The organism is Halorubrum hochsteinianum (assembly GCF_023702125.1).
GTDB classification, from domain to species: Archaea; Halobacteriota; Halobacteria; order Halobacteriales; family Haloferacaceae; genus Halorubrum; species Halorubrum hochsteinianum.
Map to the genome: position 1 here is coordinate 1,739,160 of NZ_CP098415.1, position 13,492 is coordinate 1,752,651.

Sequence of the window (13,492 nt, forward strand, 5' to 3'; positions counted from 1 at the left end):
GCCGGATCCCACCGGATCTGACCGCTATTGAGAGGTATGGTCCGCTCATAGCAGCGTTCATTTAATCTCTGGTAGAGGGGAATCTCGTGGGACACCGCCCACGAGACGGACGGATCGGGTCACGGGACCCGCGAACGAACGCGACCGGAACCACGAGACAGAACGGATGGACTCTGACACCGCGCGATCGACGGCATCGCCGGTCGCCGCGTCGAGTCGACGCTCCTTCGTCGGCGGCGTCGGCGCGGCGACCGGACTGGGATCGGTCTTCGAACGACTGGCGAGTCACCACGGCCCGGGAGGGAACGGCCCGGGGAACGGCGGTCCGGAGAGCGGCGGCCCGCCCCCGTCCGGCGAGACCTACCACGTGTACCGCTCGAACGGCAAGTACCGGGTCGCGAGCGGCGGAAGGGGCGGCGTCGAGTTCACCGTCAGGGCAGACGGAAACGCCGAGGAGGCGTTCCAGTACGCCTTCGACGAGGTCCCCGAGGACGGCGGGACGGTCGTCGCCGACACGGACGAGTTCACGTTCGGCGGTCCCGCGGAGATGGGCGACGCGACGCTGTTGACCGGCGGCTCCGGCACCCGGTTCGTCGCGTCCGCGACGGGGTCGCGGGTCGGGTTCACCGAGCGCGAACTCGACGTCGGCCACGACCTGATCCGGGTCCGCGGCGACGACGCCGCGGTGACCGGAATCGAGTTCGACGCGAACGGCACCCGCCTCGACAACCACGCGATACAGGCGGCGGGCTGCGACGGACTGCTGATCGCCGACAACCGGACGGTGAACGGGTTCCAGATGGCGCTGTCGTTCGCCGACTGCGAGAACGTCGTCGTCCGCGACAACGAGGTGATAGACCCCAACTGGTACGGGATCACCAGCCGCGGGGCCCGCGACGACCTCGACCTCCGGCGCTCGCGAGACGTGCTGATACGGGGCAACCGCGTCAGCGACGTGACGTTCAACAACATCGCCCCGTACAACGCCGCGAACTTCGGCGTCGTCGGCAACGTCTGCTACCGCGGCGGCCACAGCCTCATCGCCTGCTCGCCGTCTCAGCAGGGGACGATCGTCGGGAACGTCTGCCGCGACCTCGAACTGGAGCCGATCGCTGCCGACCCCGGCGGGGAGGCCGGCCTCGAGATCGAGTACAAGGAGACGCACCTGAGCGACGAGGTGGCCGGGACGACGGACGAGACCTCCCTCGACGTCACGGTCGCGAACAACCACGTCGAGAACTGCGGCGTCGGCTTCATCTCCCGGACCGTCCCCGTCGACGAGAGCGACGAGGAGGAGTACCGGCGGACGAAGCGCCCGTACAGCTTCACCGTCACCGGGAACGCGATCAACGACTGCGACACCGGGGTCCTCGTCCGGTCGGGCGCGGACGGCGTCGTCGCGACGAACGCGCTCCGGGCCAACGACACGCAGATCGACGTCAGGGAGTCGCCGTTCGCGGAGAACGTGCGGACGGACCTGAACGTCACGCGCGACGCCTGAACCGGTGGCTCTCGACCGCGGGACCCCCACCGCGCTCGGTCGTGATCCCGACCGGTATCTATTAACACGATGAGACCGGGGGTACTCGTATGGGAGAGCGGACCGAAGTGACGCGGGGGTCGCTGCCGCGGGAGCGGTCAGCGGGCCGCTTCTCGGCTCCTGACGGGCTGCGAGACCTCGTCCAGCGGCTGCTCACGTGGCTTCGGGAGCGACGCGGGGCGACGCTGGAGGGCGTCTCGACGGCGACGACGATGCGGAACGTCGTCGACGCGGAGGCGCTCGCGGAGGAGACGCCGGCGAAGTGGAGCGTCCTCCACGACGTGGTCACCTACGGCGCGGACTCGCTCACGGACGTGCTCGTGTTCCGACACGGGCCGACCAGACAGGACCTCGTGGTGATGCCCGAGCGCAACACCAGGCCGGAAGGGGAGATCAGCTTCTATCACGCCGACCGGACGAAGGGCGCGCGCCACCTGCTGTCCATCGGCGCGGACTCGCTCACTGCGGCGCTCAGCTACGTATTGGACCGCATCGAACAGTTCGAGCGGCTGTTCACCGGACGCGGCGCACAGCTTCCGAGCGGCTACACCGGTCCCTCCGACCGATAGCGAGGGCGGTCGGGTCGGCGGGTATTTTCAGGCCGGCCGGTCGCCCGACCGCCCGTCGGCCTCCTCGTCGATCCGCTCAACGCGCTCGACCGTCTCCGCTTCTTCCGCCGTCTCGGGCGGGTACGAGACCGTCAGCTGCGGGTACGGGATCGAGATGCCGGCGTCGGCGAAGCGGTCTTGGATCCGCTCGACCGCAATCGCCTTCGACCGCCACCGCGCCTGCGGCGTCGGCGGATCGATCCAGAAGCGGAGGTCGAGCAGGATCGCCGAGTCGCCGAACCCGGACGGGATCGCGTACGGCTGCGGGTTGTTGGCGATGGGGTCGATCCCGTCGAGGACCTCCTCGGCGATCTCCGCCGCCTCGTCGGGGTTGTCGTCGTAGCCGATCCCGACCTCCATGTGGATCCGGAGCCGGCCCTCGCGGCTCCGGTTCGTGATCGCCTGATTGGCGACGAGGTCGTTGGGCACCACGACGTACTCCCCGTCGAAGTTGCGCATGTGGGTGTTCATGATCGTGATGTCCGTGACGAACCCCTCCTCGTTGCCGATCTCCACCCAGTCGCCGATCTCGAAGGGGCGGGCGAACATCAGGACGAAGCCGGCGATGAGCGACCCCAGCGTCTGCCGGGCCGCCATCCCGAGGACGATCCCGAGGAAGCCGGCTCCGACCAAGAGTCCGCCGAGGTTCACGCCCCAGATGCCGAGCACCGTTATCCCGGCGAGGATCAGCAGGCCGACCTGCGCGAGCCGGGTGAGGAGCTGTTCCTGATGCGCCGTGATCCGGTCGCTGTCGGCCGACATGTCGGCGACGTACGACTCCAGCGCGTCGCTGGCGACGTACGCCCCGCCGAGCAGCAGCGCCGAGACGAGCACCTGTCCCCCGACCCTGACGGCGTTCTCGGCGACCGGCAGGGCCGCGACCACGACGTCGAAGCGCCCCCACACCGTCAGGACGGCGACGGCGGCGAGCGCGAACAGCCCGAGCTGCGAGAGGCCGACCGCCATCCGCAGGAGGAACGACCCGGGAACGCCCTCGCGGAGCGTCTCGATCGCCCCGGCGGCGGAGCCGTCCATTCGCCCGTCGAGGAGCCGCTCGATCCACCCCGAGACCGTCCGCTCTCCGGCGCGCACGGCCTTGGGAAGCAGCAGCCAGCCGACCGCGAGCGTCACGAGGGCGATACCGGCGGTGACCGCTAGCCGCCCCCCCGTGGTCGAGATATCGCTCAACACCGCACCGACCCGCGTGCCCAGTCCGCCTATCACGGTCGTGAGTTCGTCGCCGGCCGGATAACGCGTTCGACGCGAGTCTCAACGACGAGAATCGTGCCGGGCCCTTCGGCGCGGCGCGGTGCGGCGGCGACTCCCCCGGTCACCGGCCCCGCCGAAGCTCCTCGATAAGCTGCTCGATGAGGGTCGACTGCCGGTCGAGCCGCTCGGACTGCGCCTCGACGGTCCGCCGCAGCGCGGCGACCTCGCTCGCGAGGTCCGCGTCCTCGACGCCGGCGCTCTCGAACGGCGACCCGTCGAACGCGTCGTCGTCCGGGACCGCGTCGTCGTCCGGGACCGCGTCGCCGCCGACCGCTCCGGCCTCGGAGACGGGGTCGGCGGTCGCGGGGTCGTCGACCGCCGACGCGGCGTCGTCTCCCGGCTCCCGCTCGAGTTCCTCGGCGACGGACGCGGCCGTCGTCCCCTCCGCGTCGCCGGCGTCCGGTTCGGTGGCGTCGCCGGTGGCCGCGCCGTCGACGGTCGCGTCCGCGGCGAGCGGGTCCGCGTCCAGCGGGTCCCCGTCGAGCGGGTCGTCGTCGCCCGCTCCGGACGGTCCCGTGGTCGTCGAGTCGGCGGCGGACGGGTCGGGCCCGGACGGATCCGTGGCCGACGCCTCTCCGGGGTCGGCCTCCGCGGCGTCCGCCCCGGCGTCTACGGCCGGCTCCGACCGGGACGCGGGGTCGGCGGCCCCGGACGCCTCGCCGGGGCCCGCCTCCGGTCCGTTGCTCTCCGCCTCCGCGTCGGCGACGGGGGACGCCGAGAGCGGGTCCGGTCCCTCGCCGAAGTCGGTCGTGCCGCTCGGGTCGGCGTCCGTCGCCGACTCTTCCCCCTCGGCGGCGACGCGGAACTCCTCTAGGCTGTCGACGCCGTGGAACGAACACACCGCGTCGGCGAGCGTCTCTCGGACCGCCCGGGCGGACTCGTTCGGTGCCTTGAACCGCTCCGAGCGCCCGCCGTGCGCGAGGACGACTGCCGTGGCGACGGTCCCCTCCTCGAAGTCGAGGCCGGTGAGGTCCGCGTAGTGGAACTCCTCGAACTCGGAGTCCCAGACCGCCGACCCGACGTGTTTGACCAGCCGCTCGCTGGTGACGATCAGCGTGAGCTCGGAGAAGCGGAAGGTGCGCAGGACGGTCTCGCCCGCGCCCGTGACGCCGCTCTCCGAGAGGACGCCGGCGAGGATCGGATGGAGGACGTCGTCGACGCGCTTCGCGGGGACCGAGAGGGTCTCGTCGCCGTCGAGACCGTACCCGAGGGTGATCTTCGCCTTGCGGCGGCCCGTCGAGACCTCGATGCGCTCGACGTCGTGGCCGTACTCGTCGACGGACTCGTCGGACAGGAGTCCGTCACCGCGGTAGACGAGGGTCCGGGTGGGCGTGACCGCGAGTCGATCGCCGCCGCCCAGCGGCACCTCGGCGACGACGCTCTCGTCGCCGACGGTCCCCGCGAGCAGTTCGGGAAGGCTCATACGCCCGGGATGCGCCGCGCCCGGCATAAATCCGCTGGGTCGGCGGCGAACGCGACCGGACGTGGCCGCGATCCCGTCGGCGACCGCGGGTCGAATTTGACCTGCCGATCCCCCGACGCGTCGCCCGCGGCGATCTGCGATCGGTTCACAACCTTCCGACGGATGGGAAGGTTAAAGAGTCTCATCGCGGTACGAAAGAGTAAGGCCGGGTGGCTTAGCTGGACATAGCGCCGCACTCATAGGGTTCAGAGATTCGGTGCGGTGACGCCTTGGAAGCGTCCGCGTCCTTCCCGTGGCTCCGCCGAGCCTCGGACCTGGGACATGCGGAGATCGTGGGTTCGGAGCCCACCCCGGCCATATCTCGCTTCGCCATCGCGGCGGTCAAGGAACTTTTCGAGCGACGGATCCGTCCGCAGAACGACCGCGTCGGCGTCGGTTCAGACTCCGGGCAGCTCCGAGAGGACGGTTCCGAGAAGAGTCAGACAGGCGGCACCGATCAACAGCAAGAGGCCGCCCCCGGGAACGGTGAACTCCTCCGGATCGGTCCGCACCGATTCGTAGCCGGCGGTGGCGACCAACACGACTCCGCCTACCGCCGCGAGTAGCACCCCGACGCCGTGGTCGCCGGCAGCGAGCGATCGGATCGCCGGCATTCCGGTCGACAGCCCGATCACCGCGAGCGCGCCGCTGAAAACGTACAGTCGTTCCATGACCGTGTGTCAGACCCGTCGAGTCACCGCGAACGCTCCGCGCTCACACCGGTCCGACTCCGGACGGCTTCGACGGTTCGTTCGTTCGTTTGCCCGCACTCGGCCGGTCGACGACTCGTCGCGGTTGGTCATACGAAGAGGATCGGCTACTGGCAAGTAAACGTCATGTCCGATCCGCCGCCCAGTTTTCTGGTCCAGCCCGCCTCTCGGTCCAGTCCGCCTCTCGGTTCAGCCCGCTTCCCGGCCCTGCCCGCTTCTCGGTCCGCCGGGCGGCCGAACGACCTCACACCGGAAGCGCTCCGCCGGCGACGAGCGCGACCGCGGCGGCGACGCCGCCGAGTCCGAGGAGCGCGTAGTTTGCGACCGGGTTCGCGGCCGTGACCAGATCGAGCGTGTACTCGGTGTCTCTCACGGGCGCGTACGGCCGGATCCCCATCGGCGTGAGCGCGTCGGCGAGGAGGTGCGAAGCGATCGTTCCCGCGCCGAACAGGAACCCGACGCCGCCGAATAGGAGGGCGTCGCCGATGCCGGTCTGAACCCCGAGCGCTAACCCGGGGACCTCGAACGCGGCCCCGACGAGCAGCGCGAACCAGACGGTGTGGGTGATCCCCCGGTGTTTCACGAGCGGGACGCGCACGTCGAGGTCCGGCACCGTCGCCATCGACGCCACGGCGAGCGCGCCGACCGCCCCGGTCTCGGCCGAGACGAGCGCGGCGACGAGAAAGCCGAACGGCGCGTAGAGGAGGAGCGACACCCCGACGTGGCCGTTGCGGTACATGTGATCGACTGGGTTCCCGCTGCGTAAGTCCGTTACGTCGGATTCCCGTCGCAACTTCTGGTCGAAACGACTACGGCCTCCCGCCGTGACCGTCCGCTATGACGCTGACCGCCCGCGACCTGATGGAATCGGACGTGAAGACGGTGTCGCCGGACGACGATGTCGCCGAGGTGTTCAAGCGGTTCGCCCGCTACGAGTTCAGCGGGTTCCCCGTCGTCGACGACGACGAGCGGGTGGTCGGCGTGATCACCGAGTCCGACCTCGTGGACCTGTTCGAGCCCGAAGACGAGACGCTGTGGATCCCCATCGGCCTCCCGCCGTTCGTGGACACCCTCTCGTATCAGGTGAAGCGGCCGTGGGCCGACCTCGATCTCGGCGTCGACATGGTCCGCAACGCCGACCGCCCGATCTCCGAGGTGATGAGCGCGGACGTGGCGACGGTGACGCCCGACGCGAGCGTCGACGCCGTGCTGGACCTCCTCGTCGGAGACGACCCCGACATCAACCGCGTCCCCGTGGTCGACGACGAGGGACGGATCGTCGGTATCATCGCGCGACAGGACGTGATACGCGCGTTCCGCGACAAGCGACTGGACTGAGGGGACGAATTCGGCTCCGACGGGTTGGTCGCCCGATTCCGCGTGAGCGACGCTAACCCGATGGTGAACACCGCCGAAGCCCCAGCCGGGAGGGCAGCGCACGCTCGGTGCGGTCCTCGCTCGTTCGCGTTGCTCACTCGCTGCGGTCCTGCCGTCGCCTGCGCTGCCCTCCCGGCTGCCCCTTCGATTCCCGCCCGGCACAGCACCGCACCTCACACCCCCCCAGCCTCGCGGTTCGCGCCCTCCGGGCGCTCACCGCGTCCCTCGCGCGTGCTCCTCGCGGCCGCCTTCGGCGGCACGCTCGGAGGCACGCGCCACCGCCCGAGACGTGGTTTCGTCCCGATCAGTAGTCGGGACGCGGCTCGGCGGCCGGGCGTCGAACGGACAGCCTCTTATACACCGACCGACAGGAACGGACGGATATGCTGATAGCCGGAACCGTCGTCGCCGACTCCGACACCGTCGTCCCCGACGGCGCTGTCGTCGTCGAGGGGAACACGATCGCCGCGGTCGGCGAGGAGAGCGCCCTCCGCGAGCGCTACCCCGACCACGAGCGCCGCGAGTTCGACATCGTCGCGCCGGGGCTCGTCGGCGGCCACGTTCACTCCGTCCAGTCGCTGGGGCGCGGGATCGCCGACGACGCCGCCCTGCTGGACTGGCTGTTCGACGCCGTGTTACCGATGGAGGCGGCGATGGACGCCGAGGCGACCCGGGCGGCCGCGGAGCTGGGCTACTTGGAGTGTCTCGAATCGGGGACGACGACCGTCGTCGATCACCTCTCGGTGAACCACGCCGCGGAGGCGTTCGAGGCCGCGATCGACACCGGGATCCGGGCCCGGCTCGGCAAGGTGCTGATGGACCGCGACTCGCCGGACGGGCTCTTAGAGGAGACCGACGCGGCGCTCGCCGAGAGCGAGGCCCTCATCCGGGAGTACCACGGCGCGGCGGACGGCCGCGTCCGGTACGCGGTCACGCCGCGGTTCGCCGTCACCTGTACCGAGGCGTGCCTGCGCGGCTGCCGCGAGCTGGTCGACCGGTACGACGGCGTGACGATCCACACCCACGCGAGCGAGAACGAGGACGAGATCGAGACGGTGGAGGCCGACACGGGGAAGCGGAACGTGCTCTGGCTCGACGAGGTCGGGCTGACGGGCCCGGACGTGACGCTCGCGCACTGCGTCCACACGGACGAGCGCGAGCGCGAGGTGCTCGCCGAGACGGACACGGTCGTCACCCACTGCCCCTCCTCGAACATGAAACTCGCCTCGGGGATCGCCCCGGTTCAGGACTACCTCGACCGGGGGATCACGGTCGCGCTCGGCAACGACGGCCCGCCGTGTAACAACACGCTCGACCCCTTCACCGAGATGCGGCAGGCGAGCCTCCTCGGGAAGGTCGACGCCCGCGACCCCACGCGGCTCCCGGCCGCGACCGTGCTGGAGATGGCGACGGAGGGCGGCGCTCGCGCGGCCGGCTTCGACCGCCTCGGGACCCTCCGAGAGGGACAGCGCGCCGACGTGATCGGGATCACGACCGACCTGACCCGGGCGACGCCGCTCCACGATCCCCTCTCGCATCTGGTGTACGCCGCCCACGGCGACGACGTGGTCTTCACGATGGTCGACGGCGAGGTCCGCTACGCCGACGGCGAACACGTCGGCGTCGACGCCGCCGCGGTCCGCGAGCGCGCCGCTCGGCAGGCGGAGCGCGTCGTCGAGAAGGCGGGGATCGAGACGGCGACGCTCTGACCGACCCGGACTCGACGGACTCGGGACGAACGACCGCGAACGACGCGCAAAACGGGCTTGATCCGCGTGAAATCGGACAGAGGAACTCGATTTTATACCCGTGTGGAGCCCCTTCGGTGAGTCACCATGACGGACCGACCGCGGACGACAGGCGGCGACCGCACGCAGGACGACTCGACCGACCGCTTCCGGCGACGCGAGTTCGTGGCCCTCGGTGCCGGCGCGAGCGCGACGCTGCTCGCGGGCTGTGCCGGAGCGGACGAAACCGCTCCGTCCGACGGTTCGGACGGCTCCGACGGCTCCGAGACGCTCACCGGCAACTTCCGGCTGCTCATCAGCGACGCGCCCGCCGACATCGGCGACTTCGACGAACTGAACGTCACCCTCTCGGAGGCCCGGATCTTCGAGTCGCAGGACGACGCGGAGGACGATGACGAAAATGAGGGGGACGACGAAGGGGATGCGGAGGACGACGAGACCGAAGACGACGAAGACGTCGGGGGCAACGAGTCCGATCCGACCGGTAATGAGACCGAGACGGGGGGCGACTCGCCGAACGGGACCGAGGAGGCGGACGAGGACGACGAGGAGGAAGCCGACGGTGACGGAGACGAGGAGGAAGGAGGCGACGAGGAGGAAGCAGACGGTGACGGAGACGAGGCGGGCGACCGCGGCTACGCGGTCGTCGACCTCGACGGCGCGACCGTCGACCTCACGCAGGTGATCGAGGACGACGCGATCGCCGTGTTCGACGGTGAGCTCCCGGCGGGAAGCTACGAGAAGATCGAACTCGACGTCTCCGACGTTCAGGGGATCGTCGACGGGAACGAGGTCGAGGTGAAGCTCCCGAGCGAGAAGCTCCAGATCACGAACGGCTTCGAGGTCACCCCCGACGAGCCGGTCAGTTTCGTCTTCGACATCAACGTCGTCAAGCGCGGGCCGAACAACGGCTACATCCTCAGGCCCGTGATCTCGGGCAGCGGCGTCGCGGGGCGGGACGTCGAGGTCAACGAGATCGACGAGGAGGACGACGAGGACGAAGAATCAGAGCAGGACGAGGAATCCGAAGAGGACGACCCCGAGGAAGACGACGCTACCGGCGGAAACCAGACCGACGACGGCGGAAACCAGACCGACGACGGCGGAAACCAGACCGACGACGGCGGAAACCAGACCGACGACGGCGGAAACCAGACCGCGAGCGGGAACTGACTACGAGGATGTCTCGGCCGACGAGGCGATCCGCGACGGGCACTTCGCCCACCGCAGCGCCGCGTCGTCGTTGTTGAACGCCTCCGTGTCGACTCCTTCGACGTCGATGGTCCGCTTGAGGTACCGGCGCTTGGAGCGCTGGCCGACGACGGCGAAGCGGTCGACGCCGCGGGCGACGGCGATCTGCGCGGACTCGCGGAGCGCCCGCCGCCCGGCGTCCGAACACGCCCGGCTCGTCCGCACGACGATCACGACGGCCTCGACCGCGTCGGAGGTGGCCGCCTCCCGCCACCGATCGAGCAGCGCCTCGCCGTCCGCGGGGCTCAGTCCAGTCCCGTGAGGGAACTCGACGACGAGGACGCCGTCCTCGACCCGCAGCAGCCAGCGCTCGCTCGGTTCCATGCCCTTCGATATCATACTCTTGATTATAAAACCGCGGCTCGGAATATCACTACTGATATCTGGGGTTAGACACGCTGACTCCGCGAACAGAGCGTATAGCCTCCGAATACGGGTTCTCCCGCGACCGTTCACGAGCCCGCCGAGTCCCGTTTTCGCCCGAGAGATTCGGAACCGACGATCGGTTCGCGGACGTGTCGCCTCTGCGGTACGTCGACCAGACCGACCGCGACGGGCGAACGGGGCTACCGTTGGTCGGGGTCGGCGTCGCCTCCGCTCTCGCCGTCGAGCGCGTCGACGACCGCGGTCGCGAGCGCCTCGAACGACGCCTCGTCGGGGACGACGTCGACTTCGACGCCGTTCTCGGCGGCCGTCTCGGCGGTCGGCGGACCGATCGCCCCGACGACCGCGTCCGTCAGTCCGGCGCGCGCCTCGTCGCCGACGCCGCGGTCGGCGGCCGCCGCGAGGAAGTTCTCGACCGTCAGCGAAGAGGTGAACGCGACCGCGTCGAGATCGCCGGCCGCCGCCGACTCCGCCGAGCCGCCGGCGTCCGCCGGCCGAGAGAGCCGGTACAACACGGTCTCGGTCACGTCAGCGCCGGCCTCGCGGAGCCCGTCGAGCAGCACGTCGCTCCCGTGATCGGAGCGGGCGACGACGACGCGCTCGCCCGCGACGCGCCCTTCGAGCGCCGCGACGAGCCCGGCGGAGGTGTACTCCTCGGGAACCACGTCGACGGTCCAGCCGGCCTCGCGGGCGGCCGCCGCCGTCGCCGGCCCGATGGCGGCGAAGTCGGCGTCGCCGGGGTTCCAGCCCGCCTCGGCGGCCAGTTCGACCCCGGTCTTGCTCGTGAGGACGACGAGCGGCGCGTCGGCCGGGACGGCCCCCGTCGGCTCGACTTCGAGCATCGGGTCCGCGACCGGCTCCGCGCCGAGCGACCGGAGCAGTTCGACCGCCGACTCGATCCGCTCGTCGTCGGGGCGGAAGACGGCCACGCGCGGCCCGCGATCTCCGCCGCTGCTCACGCCCCGTCACCCCCGCCGGTCGGTGTATCGTCTCCGTCGTCCGCCGCGCCTTCTGCCCCACTCGCCGACCGGACCGGCGCGGAGCCGGCGTTTTCGAGGAACGTCACGACGCGGTCGCGGGTCGCGGCCACGTCGCCGATCACGGTGATCGCGGGCGGCTCGATCCCCGCCTCGTCGCGGGCGTTGACGATGGTGTCGAGCGTGCCGGTCGCGACCCGCATGTCGGGCCAGGTGGCGCGCTCGACGAGGGCGACCGGCGTGTCGCCGTCGAGGCCGGCGTCGCGGAGCTCGGCGGTGTACGCCGGCAGCTTGCCGACGCCCATCAGCACGACGATGGTTCCCCCGGTCGCCGCGAGCGCGTCCCAGTCCACGGCGGACTCGTCCTTCGTCGGGTCCTCGTGGCCCGTGACGAAGGAGACGGAGGAGGCGTGATCGCGGTGCGTGACGGGGATCCCGGCGACCGCCGGCCCGGCGATGGCGGAGGTGACGCCGGGGACGACCTCGAAGGGGACCCCCGCCTCGGCGAGGTGTTCGGCCTCCTCGCCGCCCCGACCGAAGACGAACGGGTCGCCGCCCTTCAGCCGGACGACGCGGTTCCCTTCCTCGGCCAGTTCGACCATGCGCCGGTTCGTGTACTCCTGCGGCGTCCACTCGCCGCCGGCGCGCTTCCCCACGTCCTCGCGTTTCGCCTCGGGGATCTCGCTGAGGATCTCGGGGCCGGGGAGCTTGTCGTGGAGGACCACGTCGGCCGACTCGATCAGCCGCTTCGCCTTCACCGTCAGCAGGTCCGGGTCCCCCGGCCCGGAGCCGACGAGGAAGACGGTGCCGACCGCGTCGTCGCGGCCGCGGGTCGGCGGCTCGTCGCCGCCGGCCCCCGGTCCGGTTCCCGCGCCGCTGTCGCCCTCACTCATCGCTCTCCGCCCCCGCCTCTTCACGCGCCTCGGCGATCAGGTCGTCCGCGCCGCGGTCCGCGAGGTCGGCGGCGAACTCCGCGGCGGCCGTCGCGTGCGAGCGGATCGGGAGGTCGTGGGTGTCGACCACCTCCTCGGTCCCGTCCGTCGAGAGAATTCGCGCCCGGACGTGGACGTGCTCGCCCTTGACGAGCGCGGAGACGCCGATCGGCGCGACGCAGCCGCCGTTGAGTTCGCCGAGGATCGTCCGCTCGACGGTGACGGCCACGCGGGTCCGCGGGTGGTCGACCGCCTCGCGCACCGCCTCGATCACGTCGGGGTCGCTCGCGGTGACCGCGATCGCGCCCTGCCCCGCCGCGGGGACGAACTCCTCGCGCGGGAGCCGCGTCGTCTCCACCTCGTGGAAGAGGTTCGAGCGACGGAGGCCGGCCTCCGCGAGGACGAGCGCGTCGTACTCCGTCTCGACCTTCCGCTCCATCGCGGCGCGTTCGAGGTCCGACAGCGAGTCGAACCACTCCTCGACGCTCTCGTCGAACTCCTCGTCCGACTCCTCGCCGTCGTCGTCTCCGTCGCCTTCGTCCGCCTCGCCCCCGGACTCCTCGCCCTCCGCCGTCTCCGCGGCGATCTCGCCGGCGGCGATCAGCCGTCGCTCGTGTTCCGCCTGGAGGCCCGGCGCGAGCAGCTTCTCCAGTCGGGTGTCGACGTTACCGCGGATCGGTTCGACCGTGAGGTCCGGCCGGGCCGCCCGGATCTGCGCGCCGCGGCGGAGCGAGCCGGTGCCGACGACGGCCCCCGAGGGGAGGTCCTCGATGCCGAGTCCGTCGGGGGTGACGACCACGTCCCCAGAGGGGGCGCGCTCGGGGACGGCCGCGACGACTAAGTCCTCCATCTCCTCGGTCGGGAGGTCCTTCAGCGAGTGGACGGCGAGGTCGGCGTCGCCGGCGAGCACCTCCTCGTCGAGGGCGCGCACGAACGCCCCCGTCTTCCCGAGGCGGTGGATCAGTTCGTCGGGGATCTGGTCGCCGCGCGTCTCCACCTGCCGGAGTTCGACGTCGCGGCGACGGCTCGACAGCGCCTCGCGGACGGTCTCGGCCTGTCGGAGGGCGAGATCCGACCCGCGGGTCGCGAGCCTGAGCGTTTCGGTCATACGCGGAGTGAGGTCCCCCGCGTTCAAAAGCGCACCAGTTCGGCCGCCTCGGTGTCGGCGTCACGGGAATTCCGTGGCAACTCCCGCCACGGTCACGACCCCTTTATCAGTCCGCCCGTAACGTCG

13 protein-coding genes and 1 tRNA gene are annotated in these 13,492 nt (G+C 70.8%); 6 read left to right on the plus strand and 8 right to left on the minus strand.

Annotation, left to right across the window (positions count from 1 at the left end):
• Positions 1-166: 166 nt before the first annotated feature.
• Positions 167-1,501 carry a right-handed parallel beta-helix repeat-containing protein gene (locus NAF06_RS08695; RefSeq protein WP_008584249.1) on the plus strand — a complete coding sequence of 445 codons (1,335 nt, stop codon included), beginning with the start codon at positions 167-169 and terminating at the stop codon, positions 1,499-1,501.
• Positions 1,502-1,590: 89 nt separating this feature from the next.
• Positions 1,591-2,109: a hypothetical protein gene (locus NAF06_RS08700; protein WP_008584247.1), complete on the plus strand. Its 519-nt coding sequence runs from the start codon at positions 1,591-1,593 to the stop codon at positions 2,107-2,109.
• 27 nt (positions 2,110-2,136) lie between these two features.
• On the opposite strand, the gene NAF06_RS08705 is transcribed toward NAF06_RS08700, so the two are convergent.
• Complete coding sequence (locus NAF06_RS08705) at positions 2,137-3,372, minus strand: mechanosensitive ion channel family protein (RefSeq protein WP_192813808.1); 1,236 nt, start codon at positions 3,370-3,372, stop codon at positions 2,137-2,139.
• A gap of 106 nt (positions 3,373-3,478) precedes the next feature.
• Entirely contained in the window at positions 3,479-4,840 is a 1,362-nt protein-coding gene (locus tag NAF06_RS08710; protein WP_008584243.1) for a DUF7115 domain-containing protein, read from the minus strand.
• A 203-nt stretch (positions 4,841-5,043) separates the two neighbouring features.
• Between NAF06_RS08710 and NAF06_RS08715 the strand changes: the two genes are divergently transcribed.
• Positions 5,044-5,197: transfer RNA gene (locus NAF06_RS08715), tRNA-Met, on the plus strand.
• A gap of 80 nt (positions 5,198-5,277) precedes the next feature.
• On the opposite strand, the gene NAF06_RS08720 is transcribed toward NAF06_RS08715, so the two are convergent.
• Both NAF06_RS08720 and NAF06_RS08725 read right to left on the minus strand, forming a co-directional pair.
• On the minus strand, positions 5,278-5,550 hold the full coding sequence (locus NAF06_RS08720; RefSeq protein ID WP_008584241.1) for a hypothetical protein: 273 nt from the start codon (positions 5,548-5,550) through the stop codon (positions 5,278-5,280).
• Between the two features lie 283 nt (positions 5,551-5,833).
• Positions 5,834-6,328, minus strand: a complete 495-nt coding sequence (locus NAF06_RS08725) for a metal-dependent hydrolase (protein WP_008584238.1) — start codon at positions 6,326-6,328, stop codon at positions 5,834-5,836.
• A gap of 98 nt (positions 6,329-6,426) precedes the next feature.
• Here NAF06_RS08725 and NAF06_RS08730 point away from each other — a divergent pair, with 98 nt between their 5' ends.
• The 3 genes from NAF06_RS08730 to NAF06_RS08740 all read left to right on the plus strand — a co-directional run bounded on the left by NAF06_RS08730 (position 6,427) and on the right by NAF06_RS08740 (position 9,887).
• The gene (locus NAF06_RS08730; protein WP_008584236.1) at positions 6,427-6,927 is read left to right on the plus strand and encodes a CBS domain-containing protein; all 501 of its coding nucleotides are present in this window, start codon (positions 6,427-6,429) and stop codon (positions 6,925-6,927) included.
• 422 nt (positions 6,928-7,349) lie between these two features.
• Positions 7,350-8,675, plus strand: coding sequence for a 5'-deoxyadenosine deaminase (locus NAF06_RS08735; protein WP_008584233.1), 1,326 nt, complete (start codon positions 7,350-7,352; stop codon positions 8,673-8,675).
• 126 nt (positions 8,676-8,801) lie between these two features.
• On the plus strand, positions 8,802-9,887 hold the full coding sequence (locus tag NAF06_RS08740) for a DUF4382 domain-containing protein (protein WP_008584231.1): 1,086 nt from the start codon (positions 8,802-8,804) through the stop codon (positions 9,885-9,887).
• Here NAF06_RS08740 and NAF06_RS08745 read toward each other — a convergent pair whose 3' ends face one another.
• From NAF06_RS08745 to hemC, 4 genes are all read right to left on the minus strand, one after another.
• Positions 9,888-10,289: a hypothetical protein gene (locus NAF06_RS08745; RefSeq protein WP_008584229.1), complete on the minus strand. Its 402-nt coding sequence runs from the start codon at positions 10,287-10,289 to the stop codon at positions 9,888-9,890. It lies immediately after the preceding gene.
• A gap of 242 nt (positions 10,290-10,531) precedes the next feature.
• Positions 10,532-11,308, minus strand: coding sequence for a uroporphyrinogen-III synthase (locus NAF06_RS08750; protein WP_049908788.1), 777 nt, complete (start codon positions 11,306-11,308; stop codon positions 10,532-10,534).
• Entirely contained in the window at positions 11,305-12,219 is a 915-nt protein-coding gene (cobA, locus tag NAF06_RS08755) for a uroporphyrinogen-III C-methyltransferase (protein WP_008584225.1), read from the minus strand. The genes NAF06_RS08750 and cobA overlap by 4 nt, the downstream gene beginning before the upstream one ends.
• The gene (gene hemC / locus NAF06_RS08760) at positions 12,212-13,366 is read right to left on the minus strand and encodes a hydroxymethylbilane synthase (protein WP_008584223.1); all 1,155 of its coding nucleotides are present in this window, start codon (positions 13,364-13,366) and stop codon (positions 12,212-12,214) included. Before hemC ends, cobA begins: the two co-directional genes overlap by 8 nt.
• Between the last annotated feature and the right edge of the window lie 126 nt (positions 13,367-13,492).